This window comes from Peribacillus sp. NPDC097198, assembly GCF_044762055.1.
Taxonomy (GTDB): Bacteria; Bacillota; Bacilli; order Bacillales; family DSM-1321; genus Peribacillus.
Window position 1 is genome coordinate 156,534 of the sequence record NZ_JBIWDO010000002.1, and the last position, 19,324, is coordinate 175,857.

Annotated in this window: 21 protein-coding genes and 1 riboswitch; of the genes, 13 read left to right on the forward strand and 8 right to left on the reverse strand. The window is 43.5% G+C overall.

What is annotated here, in order from left to right; all coding sequences use genetic code 11:
• The first annotated feature begins 4 nt into the window (after positions 1-4).
• The 3 genes from ACIQXQ_RS03765 to ACIQXQ_RS03775 all read left to right on the forward strand — a co-directional run bounded on the left by ACIQXQ_RS03765 (position 5) and on the right by ACIQXQ_RS03775 (position 3,642).
• On the forward strand, positions 5-1,261 hold the full coding sequence (locus ACIQXQ_RS03765; RefSeq protein WP_402955481.1) for a pyridoxal-phosphate-dependent aminotransferase family protein: 1,257 nt from the start codon (positions 5-7) through the stop codon (positions 1,259-1,261).
• Between the two features lie 53 nt (positions 1,262-1,314).
• Positions 1,315-2,664: an allantoinase gene (locus ACIQXQ_RS03770; protein ID WP_402955484.1), complete on the forward strand. Its 1,350-nt coding sequence runs from the start codon at positions 1,315-1,317 to the stop codon at positions 2,662-2,664.
• 384 nt (positions 2,665-3,048) lie between these two features.
• Positions 3,049-3,642, forward strand: a complete 594-nt coding sequence (locus ACIQXQ_RS03775) for a DedA family protein (RefSeq protein WP_402955488.1) — start codon at positions 3,049-3,051, stop codon at positions 3,640-3,642.
• A 43-nt stretch (positions 3,643-3,685) separates the two neighbouring features.
• Here the strand turns inward: ACIQXQ_RS03775 and ACIQXQ_RS03780 are convergent, their stop codons facing one another.
• Positions 3,686-3,868 carry a YjcZ family sporulation protein gene (locus ACIQXQ_RS03780; protein ID WP_402955491.1) on the reverse strand — a complete coding sequence of 61 codons (183 nt, stop codon included), beginning with the start codon at positions 3,866-3,868 and terminating at the stop codon, positions 3,686-3,688.
• Between the two features lie 210 nt (positions 3,869-4,078).
• Between ACIQXQ_RS03780 and ACIQXQ_RS03785 the strand changes: the two genes are divergently transcribed.
• From ACIQXQ_RS03785 to ACIQXQ_RS03805, 5 genes are all read left to right on the forward strand, one after another.
• Positions 4,079-4,822 carry a metallophosphoesterase family protein gene (locus ACIQXQ_RS03785; protein ID WP_402955494.1) on the forward strand — a complete coding sequence of 248 codons (744 nt, stop codon included), beginning with the start codon at positions 4,079-4,081 and terminating at the stop codon, positions 4,820-4,822.
• A 72-nt stretch (positions 4,823-4,894) separates the two neighbouring features.
• Entirely contained in the window at positions 4,895-5,032 is a 138-nt protein-coding gene (locus tag ACIQXQ_RS03790) for a hypothetical protein (protein WP_402867602.1), read from the forward strand.
• A gap of 151 nt (positions 5,033-5,183) precedes the next feature.
• Positions 5,184-6,107, forward strand: coding sequence for a cation diffusion facilitator family transporter (locus ACIQXQ_RS03795; protein WP_402867603.1), 924 nt, complete (start codon positions 5,184-5,186; stop codon positions 6,105-6,107).
• A gap of 208 nt (positions 6,108-6,315) precedes the next feature.
• Positions 6,316-7,005: a response regulator transcription factor gene (locus ACIQXQ_RS03800; protein ID WP_402867604.1), complete on the forward strand. Its 690-nt coding sequence runs from the start codon at positions 6,316-6,318 to the stop codon at positions 7,003-7,005.
• Positions 6,995-8,422: a HAMP domain-containing sensor histidine kinase gene (locus ACIQXQ_RS03805; RefSeq protein WP_402868516.1), complete on the forward strand. Its 1,428-nt coding sequence runs from the start codon at positions 6,995-6,997 to the stop codon at positions 8,420-8,422. Before ACIQXQ_RS03800 ends, ACIQXQ_RS03805 begins: the two co-directional genes overlap by 11 nt.
• Positions 8,423-8,476: 54 nt before the next feature.
• Here ACIQXQ_RS03805 and spx read toward each other — a convergent pair whose 3' ends face one another.
• Positions 8,477-8,872: a transcriptional regulator Spx gene (spx, locus tag ACIQXQ_RS03810; protein WP_402867605.1), complete on the reverse strand. Its 396-nt coding sequence runs from the start codon at positions 8,870-8,872 to the stop codon at positions 8,477-8,479.
• A 179-nt stretch (positions 8,873-9,051) separates the two neighbouring features.
• Here spx and ACIQXQ_RS03815 point away from each other — a divergent pair, with 179 nt between their 5' ends.
• Positions 9,052-9,213 carry a hypothetical protein gene (locus ACIQXQ_RS03815; RefSeq protein ID WP_402955500.1) on the forward strand — a complete coding sequence of 54 codons (162 nt, stop codon included), beginning with the start codon at positions 9,052-9,054 and terminating at the stop codon, positions 9,211-9,213.
• Entirely contained in the window at positions 9,210-9,863 is a 654-nt protein-coding gene (gene modB, locus ACIQXQ_RS03820) for a molybdate ABC transporter permease subunit (RefSeq protein ID WP_402867607.1), read from the forward strand. Before ACIQXQ_RS03815 ends, modB begins: the two co-directional genes overlap by 4 nt.
• On the opposite strand, the gene ACIQXQ_RS03825 is transcribed toward modB, so the two are convergent.
• A complete protein-coding gene (locus ACIQXQ_RS03825; protein WP_402955504.1) occupies positions 9,864-10,307 on the reverse strand; it encodes a GNAT family N-acetyltransferase in 444 nt (147 codons plus the stop codon).
• 109 nt (positions 10,308-10,416) lie between these two features.
• On the opposite strand from ACIQXQ_RS03825, the gene ACIQXQ_RS03830 reads away from it, so the two are divergent.
• Positions 10,417-10,911, forward strand: coding sequence for a hypothetical protein (locus tag ACIQXQ_RS03830; protein WP_402867609.1), 495 nt, complete (start codon positions 10,417-10,419; stop codon positions 10,909-10,911).
• A 203-nt stretch (positions 10,912-11,114) separates the two neighbouring features.
• Entirely contained in the window at positions 11,115-11,312 is a 198-nt protein-coding gene (locus ACIQXQ_RS03835) for a cold-shock protein (protein WP_028393295.1), read from the forward strand.
• A 65-nt stretch (positions 11,313-11,377) separates the two neighbouring features.
• On the opposite strand, the gene ACIQXQ_RS03840 is transcribed toward ACIQXQ_RS03835, so the two are convergent.
• The 3 genes from ACIQXQ_RS03840 to ACIQXQ_RS03850 are packed head-to-tail and all read right to left on the reverse strand — an operon-like array spanning position 11,378 to position 15,176.
• Positions 11,378-11,797, reverse strand: coding sequence for a flavodoxin domain-containing protein (locus tag ACIQXQ_RS03840; RefSeq protein ID WP_402955507.1), 420 nt, complete (start codon positions 11,795-11,797; stop codon positions 11,378-11,380).
• Positions 11,787-12,839: a ribonucleotide-diphosphate reductase subunit beta gene (locus ACIQXQ_RS03845; RefSeq protein WP_402955510.1), complete on the reverse strand. Its 1,053-nt coding sequence runs from the start codon at positions 12,837-12,839 to the stop codon at positions 11,787-11,789. Before ACIQXQ_RS03845 ends, ACIQXQ_RS03840 begins: the two co-directional genes overlap by 11 nt.
• A 42-nt stretch (positions 12,840-12,881) precedes the next feature.
• Positions 12,882-15,176 (reverse strand): ribonucleoside-diphosphate reductase subunit alpha, encoded by a 2,295-nt coding sequence (locus ACIQXQ_RS03850; protein ID WP_402955514.1) that lies wholly within the window; start codon positions 15,174-15,176, stop codon positions 12,882-12,884.
• Positions 15,177-15,312: 136 nt separating this feature from the next.
• A riboswitch (cobalamin riboswitch) is annotated at positions 15,313-15,494 on the reverse strand.
• Between the two features lie 288 nt (positions 15,495-15,782).
• Between ACIQXQ_RS03850 and ACIQXQ_RS03855 the strand changes: the two genes are divergently transcribed.
• Positions 15,783-16,712, forward strand: a complete 930-nt coding sequence (locus ACIQXQ_RS03855) for a manganese-dependent inorganic pyrophosphatase (protein ID WP_402867612.1) — start codon at positions 15,783-15,785, stop codon at positions 16,710-16,712.
• A gap of 48 nt (positions 16,713-16,760) precedes the next feature.
• Here ACIQXQ_RS03855 and ACIQXQ_RS03860 read toward each other — a convergent pair whose 3' ends face one another.
• Both ACIQXQ_RS03860 and ACIQXQ_RS03865 read right to left on the reverse strand, forming a co-directional pair.
• A complete protein-coding gene (locus ACIQXQ_RS03860; protein ID WP_402955517.1) occupies positions 16,761-16,907 on the reverse strand; it encodes a hypothetical protein in 147 nt (48 codons plus the stop codon).
• A gap of 81 nt (positions 16,908-16,988) precedes the next feature.
• The gene (locus ACIQXQ_RS03865) at positions 16,989-18,437 is read right to left on the reverse strand and encodes a SulP family inorganic anion transporter (protein WP_402955520.1); all 1,449 of its coding nucleotides are present in this window, start codon (positions 18,435-18,437) and stop codon (positions 16,989-16,991) included.
• Positions 18,438-19,324 lie beyond the last annotated feature (887 nt).

Here is a 19,324-nt window from a genome sequence, read left to right on the forward strand (position 1 = left end):
TGAAATGGCATATAAAGAATTATGCACACCGGTCAGGACCATCATGACTCCAGGGCCAGTGGAGGTGGACCCCCGGGTTTTACGGGCGATGAGCACTCCGATTTTAGGGCAGTTTGATCCTGCCTTTACGAATATTATGAATGAAGTAATGGAAATGCTTCGTCTCGTATTCCAGACGAACAATCACTGGGCTTTTCCAATCGACGGGACATCCCGATCCGGAAATGAAGCGATACTATGCAGCATTATTGAGCCTGGCGATAAGGTCCTGGTTCCCATTTTTGGGCGGTTCGGTCATTTGCTGGTTGAAATTTGTGAGCGATATGGTGCGGAAGTGCATACGATCGAATGTCCGTGGGGGGAGGTTTTTGATCCAGCGGATGTCATTGCGGAAATGAAGAAAATATCCCCGAAAATAACGGCAATTGTTCACGGGGAAACGTCCACAGGATGCATGCAGCCGTTAGCGGAAATCGGTAAGGCCTGTCGGGAGCAAGATGTTTTGCTTGTGGTCGATGCGGTTGCGTCGATTGGAGGAACGGAGGTAAAGGTGGATGAATGGTATATTGATGGGTTGATAGGCGGTACGCAAAAATGCCTGTCCGTTCCTTCGGGTATGGCGCCAATCACATATAATGAAAGAATTGAAAAGATCATTCAGTCCCGTAAAAAGGTGGAACGGGGGATTGAAACAGAAGAAGATCGTCAACGTATTTCTAGCCATCGTCCCATTCCCTCCAATTATTTCGATTTGGGCATGCTGCAGGATTATTGGGGACCACGTCGTTTGAACCATCATACAGAAGCAACTTCGATGATTTATGCATTACGTGAAGGACTACGCCTTGTGCTCGAAGAAGGATTGGAACAGCGATTTGCCCGCCATAGGCATCATGAGTCCGCACTTGTTGCTGGCATCAAGGCGATGGGGCTTACGTTATTTGGGGATGGGAAAAATAAATTACCATGCGTAACTTGTGTTGAAATTCCAGAAGGGGTGGATGGAGAGCAAGTCCGGTCGATGCTATTGAATGAATTTAGTATCGAAATCGCATCCTCGTTCGGTCCCCTTCACGGGAAGATTTGGAGAATTGGAACAATGGGATTCAGTTGTCGGAAAGAGAATATTCTCTTTGTGCTGGCTTCTTTGGAAGCGGTCCTTTTACGCCAAGGGTTCGAGGTGAATCGGGGGGGAGCTTTGCAGGCTGCACTCGACATATATGTAGGGGAATCGGGAAAACGGATCGGAGTGAAATCATAACGGGAAGGTGACTTCCTTTATCTTTTGCCAAACGATTTGAAGGAGTGAACAAGATGTCCACATACGAACTCATTATCCGTAATGGCTACGTGGTATTGCCTGAAGAAGTGAAAAAAGCCGATGTTGCCATCCGGGATGGCAGGATTGCCGAGATTGGCAATCTGATCGATGATAAAGGGCTCGAAGAATATGAAGCATCGGAACATTATGTTTTTCCTGGAATGATTGATGTTCATGTCCATTTCAGTGAGCCGGGACGTGCCCATTGGGAAGGGTTTGAAACCGGTTCGCAGATGATGGCAGCAGGCGGATGCACGACCTATTTTGACATGCCATTGAATGGGATCCCTTCCACGATTGATCAACTGGCGCTTCTTGAGAAGGCGAAAATCGGTGAAGCGAAGTCGGTTGTCGATTTTGGTTTATGGGGTGGTTTGGTACCCGGAAATATAGATGAATTGGAAGGGCTAGCTAAATCAGGGGTCATTGGTTTTAAGGCCTTTCTTTCTGCGACGGGCAATGATGAGTTTGAACGGGCGGATGATTTAACTCTGCTTCATGGTATGCGGGAAATCGCCAAGTTGGATAAGATTTTGGCACTGCATGCCGAAAGTGATTCAATTACTCGCTGGTTGAAGCAAGGGAAGGAGGAGCAAGGATTATACAGCGCTGACGACTATGCGGCGACTCGTCCCGTATTAGCAGAAGCAGAGGCAGTCGAACGAGCCATTACATATGCAGAATTGACAGGATGCCGACTGCATTTTGTCCACATCAGCAGTGCATTGGCGATAGAAAAGATAGAACGGGCCAAGCGACGTGGCCTGGATGTAACGGTCGAAACCTGTCCTCACTATCTACTATTCAATCAAGCTACACTCATCGAGAAAGGGTCGGTCGCAAAATGCGCACCTCCACTCCGTGAGAGGGACGAACAGGAAAAGTTAATTGCTTTATTAATAGAAGGAAGGTTTGACATGATTTCATCAGATCACTCCCCAAGTCCTTATGAAATGAAGGATCCTGCGGTGCATAACCTGTTCGAGGCATGGGGTGGAATAAGTGGCGGGCAGTTTTCCTTACTATCGATGATCGAACTGGCCATTACATACGATATTCCTTTACCGAAAGTGGCTGATTGGATAGCGGTAGCACCTGCTGAGCGATTTGGACTTTCTTCAAGGAAGGGACAAATCAAGGAAGGAATGGATGCAGATCTTGCTGTTATTTCCCTGAGTCAAAACTATACAGTCAGTAGGGACAATTTTTATGCCAAGCATAAGCAAAGTGTCTATATGGGCCACACCTTCCCCTGTCAAATAACCTCCACCTTCAACAAGGGAAAGATAGTCTATGATAAGGGCGAAATCAGGAAACAGGCGCGGGGAACGTGGCTAAAATAGTAGGGAAATCGAATTGCACATCTAATATTACAATATTATATGAAGTGGAAAGAAGGTGATTCTCCTATATTTGGATCGCCTTCTTTCATTGTTTTTGCGGAAAGGGTGAAATGAAAAATCTATATAGTGTAGACTAGTATAGGTATAAGTAGCGATGAATGCAGGGAAGAGACTATCCTCCAACGGTACTAGAAAAATATCCCGGTAATAAAACGTTGACTCTTTATGAACCGTTGTTATAGGATTACGGTATGAAAAAATGTGTAATAGGTATAAAATCCACACGATAGATACCGGTAACTGTCCTTTTAGCAAACAAAGGGTGCCCGTGAACAGCGGGGGCATCCTTTTTTATATGTAATTGTCAGAAAGGGGGAAACCTCTATGGAATCTTTGATCATGGATATGATCGAAGCGTTTAAATCTTTATCTTATTTCGGGGTGTTGCTTGCGTTAACATTTGAATTCATCCCAGCTGAAGTCGTTCTGCCGCTTGCCGGCTATTGGGTATATCAAGGTGAATGGAATTTAGTCTTGACGATACTGGCTGGTTCAATTGGTGGGGTAACGGGTCCATTGACCCTTTACGCCCTAGGAAAGTATGGGGGAAGGCCGCTAGTAATGAAGTTTGGGAAGTACTTCTTGGTGAAAGAGGAACAGCTGAACAAGGCTGAGTACTTCTTCGATAAGTATGGAGCGGGAATTGCCTTTTTCGGAAGATTTGTTCCCGGAATCCGTACGGCCATTTCATTACCTTGTGGTATTTTGAAAATGAATATCTGGAAATTCATGCTTTATACATACTTGGCGATGCTTCCCGTGACCACGATTTATGTATATCTAGGATATAAGTTAGGGCCCCAATGGGAGCAAGCTGGAGCGATTTTCGCGCAATACGCGAACTTCTTGCTCATCCCAATCGTCCTGATCGTCATTTGGCTGTTCTTCAAAGCAAAGAAAAGAAAAACGAATCAATAACAAAGAAGGCGCCTGGTATAGGCGCCTTGTTTTATTTAATTTGTTAGCAGCATCCGCCGTAACCTCCGCCGCCATAACCTCCGCCGCCGCCGAAGCCCCAGCTACAACCAATGATGACTAGTAAGATGAACAATACGATCAATAAGGCAAAGCCGTTATCGAAACCTCCGCCACCGCACCCATCATTGCATCCATTGTTACATCCATTATTATTATAACCACCCATTTAACTTCCTCCTCATAACATTTATGATTTACATACCTAGCAAAACATCTTTACTGGGAATACTCCATACTATGTATTCTAGGCCGAAGTGTTTGCTTATTCATTAAAAATGGGCGTGGGTAGACAGGGGGAGATGAGCCCGAATAATTTTTCCTGGATTTTAAAGATGTTATAATATACCACATATATAGAAGGGGGCTGGTCTTCTCCGTGAAAGTTGCGATTATGACAGATATACATGGCAATGCTTCGGCATTGAAAGCCGTTCTTAAGGAAATTGATGAAAGAAATGAAGTGGAGCGAATCTATTGTTTGGGGGATATGATCGCAATAGGACCCGATACAAATGACGTCTTGGATTTGTTATTTTCGAGAGATGACCTAACGATGATCAGTGGAAATCATGATGAAGCCGTATTGGCCATTGTTAAAGGGGAGGAACATCCAACAGGACATGTCCATGTTAAAGAGCACCATGAATGGATTGCGAAAAGGATGGACCCCCTATTCGTGCCGCTCCTGGAAAAACTGCCTCGCACCCTGGAGGTTCCGGTTCATGACCGCACTCTTTTCTTCACCCATTATCATATGGAAAAGGAAAAGGGGAATGCACACATCAGTGAAAATCCCTTCAGCAAGATCGTTGAACCCAATTTAGCTAACTTGGAGGCCCTTTTTAGAAATCGGTCAGAAGATTTGATAGGATTTGGGCATCATCATCCTCTTCATCACTTTCAAAACGACCAAACGATTTTCCTGAATCCCGGATCGCTTGGGTGCAATAGTGAACCAATTGCACGGTATGCCTTGGTTACCATCGAGGACAATGGCATTCAGGTTCATCTGGGAAATGCGTCGTATGATAATGCTGCCTTTCTTTCGTCCTACAAAAAGTTACAGGTCCCGGAGCATGAATTCATTATACGTGCCTTTCATGGAAATCAGATGATATAGATCCAAGCATAAAACATCTTCCTGAGGATATGATAAAAGTCAAACTGTTACATATTCGAGGAGGAGAGTCCCATGAAGGATTCGGAACAGAACCGTCATCTTCAAGATCCCGAAAATGCAGAGCAGCAACATAGCCTCGTCTGCAATGATGAATTATTCAATAAGGACCTGCGTGCGATCGTCGATGATACCATGCAAAATGAAGGATAGCTTGTTAGGACACTGTAGGACATCGCCTGCAGTGTTTATTTTTGCCCTCCCGTACCTTTTACGCTTTAAATGGGTAAGTCAATCATTTGAAACCATTCTGAAATTATCCCATACTATATATAAGGTTATAGATACGAGAGGAGGGGAAATCATGGGACATCATGAGGGTCACTCCCATGACCACGGACACCACCATCATCATTCAGATAATAAAAAAGCTCTGCTGGCGTCGTTTGTGCTGATCTCGACATTCATGGTAATCGAAGTGATTGGAGGGTTCATGACGAATAGTCTGGCCTTGCTATCGGATGCAGGGCATATGCTGAGCGATGCAGCGGCTTTGGGGCTCAGTTATGCAGCGATTAGGCTAGGCGAGCGAAAGGCGACCCAATCCAATTCCTTTGGATACAAGCGTTTCGAAATCATTGCCGCCTGTTTAAATGGTTTGACGTTAATCGTAATCTCGGTATTCATTTTCGTAGAGGCGATTCGGAGGTTTGTAGATCCGCCTGAGGTTCAAAGTTTGGGAATGCTAATGATTTCAATCATTGGCTTGTTTGTGAATATCATTGCCGCATGGATTCTAATGAGTGGCGATAAAGAAGAGAACCTGAATGTACGGAGTGCTTTCTTACATGTAATCGGCGATATGCTCGGTTCAGTGGGCGCCATTGTGGCAGCACTATTGATTTACTTTTTCGATTGGGGAATGGCGGACCCCATCGCGAGTATGATTGTCGCAATTCTAATAGTTATAAGTGGGTATAGAGTGGTGCGCGATTCTTTCCATATTCTAATGGAAGGCACACCAGAACGAATCGACATGGAAGAAGTGAAAGAGAATTTGAAGGAATTGCCGCATGTATCGGATGTCCATGACCTCCATATCTGGACGATTACCTCCGGATTTCTCTCGTTAAGCTGTCATGTCGTCATTGATGCTGGTGGAGACCACGATTCAACCCTTGCTGTTGCCCAAAAACTGCTTCATGACCGACATGGGATTGAACATAGCACGATCCAAGTGGAAAAACAGGATGTGGGGTGCCCGAACCCGCATGAGACATGTAATTGAAACAAGGCCGGCTCATCGATGAAGCCGGCTTTTTTGATGTGTCGTATTTCGGATGAAACCGAGAAGTGTCCAAAAATGTCGAGGAATGATTAGATGAACATATTCCTGACACATTAAGGGGATATGATGGGGGATAAAAGACTGATGCACAGTTAGGTTGGATAATGCAATATGATTCAACTATAATTTAAGAAGGAGGAATTCCTTTATGAAAAAAATTCTAGTCGTTGAAGATGAAATTGCCATTTCGATGGTGTTGAAAGCATATTTACAGCGTGAAGGGATGGAAGTCGTACAAGTTTTCGATGGACTCAAGGCTATTCCGACCTTCGAAGAAACGAACCCTGATCTGGTTCTACTTGATGTGATGCTGCCTGGTAAAGAGGGCTGGGACATCTTGAAAGAAATCAGGGAGAAGGATATGTGTCCTGTGATCATGCTGACGGCATTGAATGATGTGGATTACCGCCTATCCGGCTTTAAGTCGGGAGCGGATGATTATATTTCCAAGCCCTTTGTGGCGGAAGAAGTGATGGCCCGGGTGCATGCCGTTTTAAGGAGGAGCTCGACACCTGTAGTCGAAGAAAAACATGTACATCAATTTGGCAGCTTGTCCATTGATAACAAGGCCTATGCGGTGCACTTAAAAGGGGAGGAAATCAGCTTGACGCCCCGTGATTTGTCATTGCTCATTTTTTTCGCAAAGCACCCCAATCATATTTTCACGAGAGAGCAACTCCTCGATCAGGTGTGGGGCATAGACTATGACGGAAGTGACCGTGCCGTGGATTTGGCCATCAAACGAATCAGGAAAGCCCTCGATGCCTGGCCATCATCTGAAGGGGAGATTAAAACGTTGCGTGGATTGGGGTATCAATTGAGTGTCTATGAAAACTAGGAAACGGACTACCTTGCAGCTCTATTGGACAAAAAGATATGTATTGACGTTGATTTCGGGCTTATTGTTATTATCTGTCTTTTCCTTATGGTGGATGGAAAAAACGGCCCTGGAATATAGGCTGAGCCTTCTTAAGTATTTAGCGGATGAAACGTCCGACCGGGCAATGAAGGAGAATGGCCAAATTGTCGTTGGTCCCATCCTTTCCGAAATCGTGGAAGAAAGGGAAAAAATCCTTCAGCTCAATAAGCAACCGATCATTTATATCGTTGATCCTGATGGCAGTATCATCTATACGATGCCTCAATTATATCTTAATGAAGATAATAGTAAGCTTCCTCACGCCATCATGGATAGTCAGGAATTGATCCAGAAGGTCAAGATTTCCGAAAACAAGGTATTTGTCGTCAAGTCGCCGATCACATTTGAAGGCGAGACAAAGGGGTGGGTCGTCATTGCCCAGGAAGAAGGGGCATTGAAGGAAGTCAACCAGGATCACGGTTTGCTTGCATTCCTGATAGGAGGTTTGCTATGCCTTGGGACGGGCGTCATTTATTTTCTTTCAAGAAAGATATCGAGACCCATCCAAGATGTGGCTAACGCTGCTGTCCAAGTGCGGGAAGGCAACTATGATATCCATTTTAAAGAAGAAGAGGAGATACGCGAAGAAGAGATATACGAACTCGTGGAATCCTTCAAGGAAATGACAAACCGGTTGAAACTCATGGAGAAATTACGGGCCGAATTGCTTGCTGGTGTCACCCATGACCTGAAAACACCGGTCACATCCATTAGCGGGTTGATTCAAGCGGTAAGGGATGACGTGGTTACTGGCGAGCAAAGTAAGGAATTTCTTGATATATCCTTGAAGGAAACTCAACGCCTACAGGTGATGATCGAGGATTTGCTGGATTATAATGCAATGTCGGCCGGTGCCTTTAAAATTCGATTGGAAAGAGAAAATCTAAATACATTCATTCAGGAGATCGCTTATCGTTGGCAGATTACCCAGGAGGATCAGAACTTCACCCTGAATGTGCAGGTTCCGGATGAACCGATTCATGGGCAGATTGATTCACTGCGGATGCAGCAAATTATCATAAATCTGTTGAACAATGCGAAGCATTCCCTGGATGGCAATGGTCAAATCGAGATAGGTCTCTATGATCTGGAAGATTCCCGAATAGGAATCGACGTGAAGGATAGTGGACGCGGCATTCCGCAACATGAACAACAGTATGTGTTCGAACCCTTTTATCGGGGCGAAAACAAAAAACTGAAAGTGCGTGGATTAGGATTGGGCCTTCCCTTCAGCAAGATGCTTGCTAAAGCACAAAAGGGAGACCTCGTGTTGAAAGAAAGCAATGAACAAGGGACGATTTTTACCATTACAGTAGAGAAATCAGCGCGGGTATAACAAAAAAAGGGTTGTCCATTTCTAGTGGACAACCCTTTTGTCAGGTATAGTTGATTAGGCGAGTTGGCTGATGGCACGCCACAATTGAATGTGACGGACTTTTCTTGGAAGGAAGCGGCCCATTTCTTCTTCATTATAGCCAGCATGCAAATTCTTATGATCAAAAATGATCGGGCGACGTAATAAATCTGGATTTGCTTGAATGAGCGTACAAAGGTCGTTAAGTGGGGTATTGTTTATATCGATATTCAAGCTTTTGAATTTTTTGGAACGGGTTGAGATGATTTCATCTGTACCGCCTTCCGTTTTACGTAAAATCGCTTTGATTTCTTCTATAGATAAAGGTTGAGAATATAAGTTCCGTTCATTGTAGGAAATTTCATTTTTTTGAAGCCAAGCTTTTGCCTTACGACATGCTAAACTGCTTGGTGTAGTATAAATTGTAACCATTAAAATCGACTCCCTTAAGGTTTCATATTTTTTATAGGTTTTTTTTGGGTTTTTGCTTTTTTAGTTTATGGGTTAAAATTATTTTGTATTTGTTATACTCTTACTTTAACGTTTGTATGTGTCAGCAATATGTCAAGAAAAATAAACTTAAAAGTTTTTTTTGAAAAGGGAGAATTCGAATGTGGATGTTTAAATTATCGGGAGTGCCTGCATCTGAAGGAAATCCGGGGAATAGGATGAGGGTGGCTGAGCCGTTTTTAGCTAAGGAAAACTATTTCTTAGAAGAGCAACTGTTGCGTTTTCCTTCATTGATGATGTCGACTGTGGGGCAAGGATCATGACCGCGGACTTTTGGTCACCTGTTAGACTGTCCGTTCAGATAGCCGGAATCTCGGGAATCCTCGTCTTTATTATAGGAATCATGCTTGCCCGCATTATGGCCAAAAAGCGCTTCAGAGGAAGGGTCATCCTGGAAACCGTGTTTTTGTTGCCCCTTGTATTGCCGCCTTCCGTCGTCGGTTTTTTACTGATCGTGTTTTTCGGTAAAAATGGAACGCTAGGTCAAGTCATCGAGAAGGTGTTTAGCCAACCAATCATGTTCACCTGGTGGGCGGCGGTTATTGCTTCTACCGTTGTAGCCTTCCCGCTTATGTACCAATCGGCCAAAACGGGCTTTGAGGGCATAGATGAAGAAATAGAAAATGCCGCGAGAGTGGATGGAGCGGGTGAATGGAAGTTATTCTGGTATGTATCCCTTCCATTAGCCGGCAAATCCATCCTGACCGGAGCGATATTGAGTTCAGCAAGAGCCTTGGGGGAATTTGGGGCGACACTCATGTTTGCTGGAAACATCCCGGGACAGACCCAGACGATACCGACCGCGATATATATAGCCATGGATTCAGGGAATATGACTCTAGCCTGGCTATGGGTCGGTGTGATCATCGCCATCTCTTTCATCATGCTTTTCATCGTGACGTACATAAAATGATTATTTTTCGTATAAACTAATGAAAAATTGAGGTGCGACTTCCACGTCTTTCTTATGAATAAAGCCATTTTTTTCATACAGTTTACGTGCAGGCATGTTCAAGGTACCGGTCGAAACGGATAGCTTCTTCCATGGAATCGTCAGTTGTAGGTGGGTAAGAAGGGCCTGTGCAATGCCTTTTCGGAAATGATCTGGGTGTACGACCAATCGGCAAATCTCTATCAGTCCATTTTCACTTTTATAGGAAATGGCCCCGGCAACCGTATCGTCAACAAAAAAACCGATAAATGTTTCTTTGCAGCGTAAGAATTGATTAAACGTTTCTACCAATGGAGGTATTTCGTCAAACCCAACCAATTCCGCTTCCACTGCATAGGCTTTTTTTTGAAGGGAAAACAGTTGTTGTCCATGGATGGAGCGTAATTCTGGAATATTCATCATCATGCGTAAATCATCTCCTTAAAATCCATTATAATAGAAGTAGGTAAACAGAATGATGGTTTCTTGTGTTATAATCGACAAACAAGATGAACTAATGAAATGAGGAAGAAATTTGTTAACATTTGAAGAAAAATTAAGTATCATTGAAACTTTCCCGGAATTAGAACGGAAAGATGTTTCACTAGGACGCGTCAATTTCCATTTTCCCGGCAGTGTTCAGGAGAAGAAAATTGTCGTACAGCACCTGCATCCGAATGGCAATGGCTTCGTATACGCAGGGCATTTGAAAAAGAAGGAAACAGACCGCAAAGGATTCATCAATATACGTGACTATTCCGAAGAGGAATTAAAAGCATTGATCAAAACTGCCCTATCCTATTTATCCGAACCTCCTGTTATGCAAGAAGAGGAGGCGGACGATGAGTTCGCTAGGTTGGAGGGAACTTGGATTGGCCGTGAAAAGCAGGAGCTTTCGCTTGTTAGAGAAGATCAGCTTTGGAACGTATACTCAGGACCGAACTTAGAGGAGTGTTTCGAAAGTCCAATCGAAGCGGAGCGCTACTTATTGGATGAAGGATTCCGTCAAAGCAAAAAAAGAAAAATGTAGAATTTTAGGATAATTTGTCGGCAAAATTACTCCCATTAATATTGTTTTCAGTTAATTACCCATGATATAATATGGGTAATTATTTTTGTTCGGAATAAGTTGTTTGATAGAAGGATTTACCGTTTTAGGGTTCCTCTTGAGACATTATCCAGAACCAAAAATAGTATAAAAATGGATTTTTTCCAAACACAGGAGGAACTAACATGGTACAAGGTAAAGTAAAATGGTTCAACGCAGAAAAAGGTTTCGGTTTCATCGAAGTTGAAGGACAAGACGACGTATTCGTACATTTCTCAGCTATTCAAGGTGAAGGTTTCAAAACACTTGAAGAAGGCCAAGAAGTTTCTTTCGAAATCGAGCAAGGCGCTCGTGGACCACAAGCTGCTAACGTTCAAAAATAATTGAATGTTAAAAAAGACCCCAATTTGGGGTCTTTTTATTTTGTATTTACAAGCTTGGGAGTTTGTTAGTTTGTAAATAGAGAGGCGAACTTTTTTATCCTGGGTAGGTCCGCTTCTTGATACATTTGTTCGATTTTCAATGTAGCGACCAATTGGCTCTTGGCAAATAGCATGTCACGAAATTGGTCGACGGCTCCGCAAAAATGATTGTAATTGGTTTCACCCGTTCCGAAGACTCCTGTTTTCAGGTGTGAAATCGGCATTTGCTCTAGCTCCGAATAGAAGGCGGACATTCTGGCAGGAAGCTCGCCATTTCCCCAAGTATAAGTACCGACAATCAACGAATCATACTCATGCACTGTACGTATATCAAATTCAAGAACCCGAAATAGCTCTGCTTCGGGCAAAAGGGATGCAAGGACTTCAGCAAGCGCCTTTGTATTGCCGCCTGCCGAATGATGGACGATGGCGGTTTTAAAGCTCATCGAACCCGTTGCTTGCATTTACTTGGCTATAGGTCCTTGATTTTTGCTCGAAGAAGTCGGTCTTCGTCAGCCCGATGGATTCATCGTCGAACGTTTTGATCCAGGGCATCGGGTTTTCACTATACTCTTGATACAAGTTTTCAAGTCCAAGCATGCGTAATCGTTTGTTGGCGATATATTCGATATACTCGTTGAACTCTTCCAAATCGAGATCTGCTTTCGTTTGGATATCCTCAAGCATATATTCGGACCATTCCTTTTCAAGCTCGACGGCCTTTTCAATCGTCGTATAGATGAACTTCGTATTGTCTTCATTATTCAGTTCCGGATATTCATACATTAAAATTTGTATAAGCATGCCAATGAAATCGAAGTGGACCATTTCATCGCGATGAATATAGGAAATCATCGTTGCCGAACCGGTCATGAGATTTTGCCGGCCCAGATTGTAGTAGAAGGCGAAAGCCAGGTAAAAATAGATCCCTTCAAGGTTCGTGGAATGGATGAGCGCCTCGAATAAGTGCTGAGGGCTAGGATCGTCCACAAATGTTTGGTAGGCATCCACGATCGGTTGGTTCCGCTTGATCACTTCCGGGTGTTCTTTGATCCGGTCAAAAAGCTGTTTTTGCTTGCCGACAGGAATCAAGGAAGCAAGGATGTAAGAATACGATTCATTATGAATGGATTCCTGCTGGGCCATGTTGGCGAGGATCGCCTTTGCTGCCGGATCCTTGATGTATCGAAGGATCTCCACTAATGTTGGTGTTTGCAGGCTGTCCATCCCGGCAATCATCGTGAGGATGTCGAGGAAAGCATCCTGGATATCCTCATCCAATTCACCCCACTGCTTTTTATCCTGAATCATGTTCACACTCGATGGCTTCCAAAAATTGTTGATGAGCTGTGTATAGGTATCATAGAATTTTTCATACTGAATGTCGTTCCAAAGGAGAAAGCCTGAAGCTTCTCCTTTGAAAACGCCGGTTGCCTTGGTAGGATGGGTTGGTTCGAGCATCCTGATTTTCTTGATATGGTTTGTCATCTGTAAAATCTCCTTCAATAAAGTAAATTCCATTCCCACTCGTTAACTGGAGCAGCTCTCACAGGCATTGTCGTATTCGGATGAAGTGGAACGAAGATAATAAGTCGATTTCAATCCGCTTTCCCATGCTGTTAGGTGGATGTCCAATAACACTTTAGCCTTGATCGTGTTTTGTACATACAGGTTGAAGCTGATGGCTTGGTCGATATGACGTTGACGTGCTGCATTTTGTCTGATGCTTTCCTTTTGGTCCAAATGGAAGCGCGTTTTTTTATAGTATTCATACGTAGTGGGCGTCAATCCAGGCGCTGTCACTTTAAATTTGAAGTTTTTCTTTTCTTCATAAAACTCGATTTCATATAACGGGTCGATGCCATCCGTGGAATGACCGATTTTGGCAGTCGATGAATTGGGGGCGATTGCCATTAAATAGCCGTTTCGTGTACCATACTGCTTTACTTCTTCTTTTAATTCCAACCATTTTGGATCTCTATAGTCACGAAGGTCGAAATACTCCCCCGTTTGCCAATCGGACCCTTCGAAGTATGGGTAGGTTCCTTTTTCCTTGGCCAATTCATTGGATGCTTTAATGGTTAAATAAGCGATTTTCTCATATAAGGTATCGGCGTACTTAACGGCTTCATCGGACTCCCAGTAGATATTTTGCGTCGCCAGTAAATGATGCCACCCGAAAGTTCCTAAGCCGATGGAGCGGTAGCGCTTATTCGAAATGGAAGCTTGCTTGACCGGTAAGGTATTCACGTCAATGACGTTATCGAGCATGCGGATCTGAATCGGGATCAGTCTCTCCAATACATCGCTCTTCACCGCGCGAGGCAGGTTGATGGAAGAAAGGTTACAGACAACGAAATCCCCGCTTTTGCGAACTACGACGACATCGCCATCTTCCGTTTCATATTCGTCGGTGATCGTTGAAGGGCTTAAGTTCTGGGCGATTTCCGTACAAAGGTTAGAACAATAGATCATCCCTTTATGCTTGTTCGGGTTCTTTCTGTTCACTTCGTCCCGGTAGAACATATAGGGTACGCCTTCTTCTAATTGTGAAATCATGATGCCTTTCATAATGTCCATCGCTTTGATTTTCTCGAAACTATAGCCTGGAAGTATGCCATTCTCCGCCGCCTCTACAGCAAGGGCGTAATGGTCCCTGAAACTGCCTTCCCCTTTTTTCTCGTCATAAAAATCTTCGAGGGAGAACCCAAGGGTTTGCTTCACGGTATGCGGGTCGAAGAGATACCAATCTTTCCGGTCGCGCACGGCTTCCATGAATAAATCGGGGATGCAGACGCCCGTGAAGATGTCATGCGCCTTTAAGCGGTCGTCGCCGTTTTGCGTCTTCAAGTCAAGGAAGCTCATGATGTCCTTATGCCACGCATCCAGATAGATGGCGATTGCGCCTTTACGTTGCCCCAATTGATCGACGCTGACGGCCGTTTGGTTAAAGAGGCGAATCCAGGGAGTCGTGCCTGAACTGTTACCGGAAAAACCGCGGATATCAGAACCAAGCGAACGGATTTTCCCGACATATAGACCAACGCCGCCCCCGAACTTGGAAACTTTTGCGGCATCATAGTTTGATTGATAAATTCCGTCGATGGAATCCTCGATTGCATCGATGAAGCATGAGCTCAATTGCCCGTGTGTCTTGCCGGCATTTGAGAGGGTAGGGGTCGCTACCGTCATATATAGGTTCGACATTGCCCAGTAGGCTTCTTTGACAAGCTGCAGTCGGTGTTCCGTTTTTTCCAGTCTCATGATTTCCATGGCAATGATCATGAAGCGCTCCTGGGGAAGTTCATAGACCTTGTCTTTTTTTGGACGGGCTAAGTAGCGATCATTCAAAAGATAGATTCCGATATATGAAAATAGTTTATCTTTTTCCGGATCGATGACCGAACCCAATTCTTCGATTTCCGTTTTTGTGTAGGAGTCGAGAAGCTCTGCTTTATAAACAGGGTAACGTTGGCCTTCATGCTGCTGAGAGAGTTCTTGAATCAATTCATAGAAAGGTCCATAGTTCCGGCCTTCATAGCCCCGGTTCTTTTGGGCATCACGATACATGGTATTCAATAGTTCCCTTGCGGCGACGAATGTCCAGTCTGGGGCATCGATATCGACACTTTCAAGTGCAAGCTGGATCAACTTTTTCGATGTTTGTTCTTCTGAAGCATCACCTTTTCGATCGAGCCATTTAGTAAAACGCTTTTTGAACTTTTCCATATCAAGACGGCCTTCGAAATCCTTGGATAACATGTCCAGCTGGGTTGAATTTGTTTCTGTGTCATTTTTTATGGTAGGGTTATATGTTTGAGTCATAAATGTTCCTCCTCTTAAATGTACGCGAATAAAAAAAACCGCCCAATAAATTGAGCGGATCAAACGATAGGATAAAAGAGCCATGAAAAAATAGCCGTTACACTATCGTTTCATCATCTCAATCCCCGAAGAATAAGAAACTTGAAAAAACCAGGCAGGTCTCCTGACTCATGATCATCCTACTTTGAGTCCTTCCCGTATAGAGAGCTATACAGTGGTTTTCTCATTTCGTCACATTTACAGTTGCGGGGACAGTTCCGGGTTCACACCGGATTCCCTTTTCAGCCATCTCTGGCACCTTGGTTAATAATTCTATATATAGTTATTTATGTTGTTGGAAAAGTCAATATCTAGTATGTATGCTTATATTATCGTAAGCCATCCATGCTGATAATTCAACATATATATTTGTGAAAAACTGATTCATATCTATTGACAAGGTCGGATAAAGGAAGAGGATGATGAAAGAATATAGGGAGGAATACAAAATTCCATCGCGGAATGTCAGGGTTTTTGTGTTAAAATAAATTGCATAGCAAAACTAGGGATTCTGGTTATGAAAAGAAAAATCCCTGCCAAATCATTTAGGAAAAAGGAGAAAAAATCGTGGAAAAAATATTAGTTTTTGGACATAAGAATCCGGATACCGACACTATCTGTTCAGCAATCGCTTATGCTGACCTAAAAAAGCAGCTGGGCATCCAAGCTGAACCTGTTCGTCTTGGTGAAGTGAATGGTGAAACACAATATGCGTTGGACCAATTTAAATTCGAAGCACCCCGCCTTGTTGAAAAAGTGGCTGGGGAAGCGGATGGCGTGATTTTAGTCGATCACAACGAACGTCAGCAGAGTGCCGAAGACATTGACCAGGTACGCGTATTGGAAGTCATCGACCATCATCGTATCGCTAATTTCGAAACAAGTGATCCTTTATATTACCGCGCAGAACCAGTTGGCTGCACGGCTACTATTTTAAATAAGATTTATAAAGAAAACGGAATTGAAGTGCCTAAAGCCATTGCAGGACTTATGCTTTCAGCCATCATTTCCGACTCTTTATTATTCAAATCGCCTACTTGCACGGAGCAAGACGTCGCAGCTGCTATGGAGTTAGCGGAAATTGCTGGCGTGAATGCTGAAACATATGGCTTGGAGATGCTAAAAGCGGGTGCTGACCTGAGTGACAAAACCATCGATCAGCTCATCACACTTGATGCAAAAGAATTTTCAATGGGAACGGCAAAAGTTGAGATTGCTCAAGTGAATGCTGTTGACCCGAATGAAGTGCTTGCAAAGCAATCAGAAATTGAAGCAGCGATTCATGCAGTTATTGCCGCGAAAGAATTGGATTTATTCTTATTCGTCGTAACGGATATCTTAACGAATGATTCCGTTGCCTTGGCTCTAGGAGCATCAGCGGATGCAGTGGAGAAAGCGTATAACGTAACATTGAATAAGAACATTGCTGTATTGGAAGGCGTCGTGTCACGTAAAAAACAAATTGTACCAGTTTTAACCGACATCTTCGCTAAGTAATAAAAAAAGGACTCGAAGCCACTTTGAAAGTGGCTTCGAGTCCTTTTTTCAATTCAACGCTTCATTCTCTTTTTCATACGCAATCACGATAAGCTCTTTGTTGGATTCCTCACGTATTTTGCCTTCAAAGAGTTTTAACTCATTGAGAAGGTCAGGTGATAAATCTGCTGCAGTATAATCCTGTTCGGATGACATGGTTTTCCCTCCAATCCAGAGTATCATTCACTCTAGTTTGGCGGTTCATCAAGAATTTATGCAGGGAAGCCATGCATCCTTTTACTTTTCATATGAGGCGAGGTTCTTTAGCAGCTGAGAACTTTCCTGATCAAGTCCGAGCACTTGAACCGTTTTCCCCTGTACTCTGTATTTTAAGATGACTTTCTCGACGGCGCCTACAGCCGAGGCATCCCATATTTTCGAATTGGAAAAATCAATGATGATGGAATCTGCTTTTTCCTTCGTATCAAACTTCGAAATGAAGTCTTGGACCGATGCAAAAAACACCTGGCCTTTTATCCGATAAGTGATTTGCCGAGCCTGGTTGTCCGCTGTTTTCTCGACAGACACTTTCGAAATTTTAGCCGAGAAGAAAATCATACTCAAGAGTACCCCGGCGAATACGCCTTTGGATAAATCATGCGTATAAAGAACAACGATAACCGTTACGATCATGACTATCGCCTCGGTTTTAGGAGTGATCCGAAGTCTCTTCAAGGAGGACCAATCAAAAGTCCCGATGGAAACCATGATCATGACCGCAACAAGGGCGGCCATCGGAATTTTAATGAGGACATCATTCAATAACACGATCAAGATTAACAAAAAGGCCCCGGCGACGAAAGTGGACAGCCGACCTCGTCCCCCGGATTTGATGTTGATACCGGATTGTCCAATCATTGCACATCCGGCCATCCCGCCGAAGAAACCGGCCACGATGTTCGCTATTCCCTGACCTTTGGCCTCCCGGTTTTTATTGCTATCCGTATCGGTCATTTCGTCAACGATTTGAGCCGTTAGTAAGGATTCAAGCAATCCGACAAACGCTAGGGCAATGGAATAAGGAAAAATGATGGCCAATGTCTCGAATGATAAAGGGATATCCGGAATCAAGAACATGGGAAGAGCCTCGCTCAATTGCCCCATGTCGCCTACGGTCCGTACAGTAGCCCCTGTTGCAACGGCCACGATGGTCATGAAGATGATTGCGACCAGCGGGGAAGGGACGACCTTGGTTATCCGTGGGAAAAGGTAGATGATGGCGAGTGAACCAGCTGTCATGACATACATGACCCACGTTTCCCCTTTGAAATGAGTGAGCTGAGCCATGAAGATCATAATGGCCAAAGAATTCACAAAGCCAGTCATAACCGGCTTCGGTATAAACTTCATGAGCTTCCCAATTTTAAAGACGCCCAGTAGAATTTGAAGGATCCCAGTTAATATGGTTGCGGCAAGTAAATAGTTCAAGCCATGATCCTTTACAAGGTCAACCATCACGAGTGCCATCGCCCCGGTCGCCGCTGAAATCATGCCTGGTCTTCCACCAACAAAGGAGATGACGATGGCGATGCAGAAGGAAGCATACAATCCCACCATCGGGTCGACCCCGGCAATGATGGAGAAAGCTATTGCCTCAGGAATTAAGGCCAGGGCAACGACGATTCCGGAAAGTACGTCTCCGCGGACGTTGCAAAACCACTCCTGTTTTAATGTAGATATATTCAAAATGACACTTCCTTTTTCTCTATATAAGTATGGATTGGCTATTGTAACGTACTAGATTATAGCATGACTTCATTATTCTATCTATGGATTCATAATTGAATGGAAATTTCCTTATTTATATCAATTAGGCCAAATAGAAAGATCCAAGTGGGCCACCTTCAACAAAAAAAGACCAGTGATGGTCTTTTTTTGTTGAACTTACGAGTCATAAGTAAATTCCGGTTCCTTACACTGTGGGATGAATGAAATAATACTATGAAAGGGGTGGACTTGATTGCATGAGTATGTAGAAGCATTAGAGAGAGGAGGGGGATATGTCCTGCTTATTCTTCTTTATGTATAATGCTAGATTTACATGCTGTACAGGTTACTTCTTTATAATGCTTGAAGATGATCTTTCTAAGGTCTCTTCTGGTTAACATAGCGAATACGTTGTATCTCGTACCACATACACACGTATGTTTGTCTTTTACGATGTGTCTTTCATCCGTTTTGATAGTAGGAAAAAGCATTTTAACCCTCTTTTAAACTAATTTTAGGCGAAAAAAACCAAGAAAAAAGTAAATCTTGGAAATCTACCCACCACCTCAAAAGCTTGATATGTCTGGTTTGTGGATTTTCACCTTAAATAATCTTAACATAAAAAAGAATCAAATCTATAAATATACAGAAAAACACGATAATGTTTAAAAAAACAGAAGGAGGAAGACGAGGAAATGAATAGATATCCCTAGGACTTAGGGTTTTCGTTTAAGAACTTTTCCCGACAAGATCTGCAGGTGATATCGGAAACCGATTTAAACTTAACCTTCTTCAGGTCTTTTTTCTCGAATATTCCCCGGTAATTATGAATAATTCCACATTCACAATAACGCTGATCCTTGATG

Excerpts from the sequence above, each read along its gene's own strand:
- ACIQXQ_RS03765 (WP_402955481.1), top strand. The coding sequence starts at position 5 with ATGGCATATAAAGAATTATGCACACCGGTCAGGACCATCATGACTCCA.
- ACIQXQ_RS03770 (WP_402955484.1), top strand. The coding sequence starts at position 1,315 with ATGTCCACATACGAACTCATTATCCGTAATGGCTACGTGGTATTGCCT.
- ACIQXQ_RS03775 (WP_402955488.1), top strand. The coding sequence starts at position 3,049 with ATGGAATCTTTGATCATGGATATGATCGAAGCGTTTAAATCTTTATCT.
- ACIQXQ_RS03780 (WP_402955491.1), bottom strand. The coding sequence starts at position 3,868 with ATGGGTGGTTATAATAATAATGGATGTAACAATGGATGCAATGATGGG.
- ACIQXQ_RS03790 (WP_402867602.1), top strand. The coding sequence starts at position 4,895 with ATGAAGGATTCGGAACAGAACCGTCATCTTCAAGATCCCGAAAATGCA.
- ACIQXQ_RS03795 (WP_402867603.1), top strand. The coding sequence starts at position 5,184 with ATGGGACATCATGAGGGTCACTCCCATGACCACGGACACCACCATCAT.
- ACIQXQ_RS03800 (WP_402867604.1), top strand. The coding sequence starts at position 6,316 with ATGAAAAAAATTCTAGTCGTTGAAGATGAAATTGCCATTTCGATGGTG.
- ACIQXQ_RS03805 (WP_402868516.1), top strand. The coding sequence starts at position 6,995 with ATGAAAACTAGGAAACGGACTACCTTGCAGCTCTATTGGACAAAAAGA.
- spx (WP_402867605.1), bottom strand. The coding sequence starts at position 8,872 with ATGGTTACAATTTATACTACACCAAGCAGTTTAGCATGTCGTAAGGCA.
- ACIQXQ_RS03815 (WP_402955500.1), top strand. The coding sequence starts at position 9,052 with ATGTGGATGTTTAAATTATCGGGAGTGCCTGCATCTGAAGGAAATCCG.
- modB (WP_402867607.1), top strand. The coding sequence starts at position 9,210 with ATGACCGCGGACTTTTGGTCACCTGTTAGACTGTCCGTTCAGATAGCC.
- ACIQXQ_RS03825 (WP_402955504.1), bottom strand. The coding sequence starts at position 10,307 with ATGATGATGAATATTCCAGAATTACGCTCCATCCATGGACAACAACTG.
- ACIQXQ_RS03835 (WP_028393295.1), top strand. The coding sequence starts at position 11,115 with ATGGTACAAGGTAAAGTAAAATGGTTCAACGCAGAAAAAGGTTTCGGT.
- ACIQXQ_RS03840 (WP_402955507.1), bottom strand. The coding sequence starts at position 11,797 with ATGAGCTTTAAAACCGCCATCGTCCATCATTCGGCAGGCGGCAATACA.
- ACIQXQ_RS03845 (WP_402955510.1), bottom strand. The coding sequence starts at position 12,839 with ATGACAAACCATATCAAGAAAATCAGGATGCTCGAACCAACCCATCCT.
- ACIQXQ_RS03850 (WP_402955514.1), bottom strand. The coding sequence starts at position 15,176 with ATGACTCAAACATATAACCCTACCATAAAAAATGACACAGAAACAAAT.
- ACIQXQ_RS03860 (WP_402955517.1), bottom strand. The coding sequence starts at position 16,907 with ATGTCATCCGAACAGGATTATACTGCAGCAGATTTATCACCTGACCTT.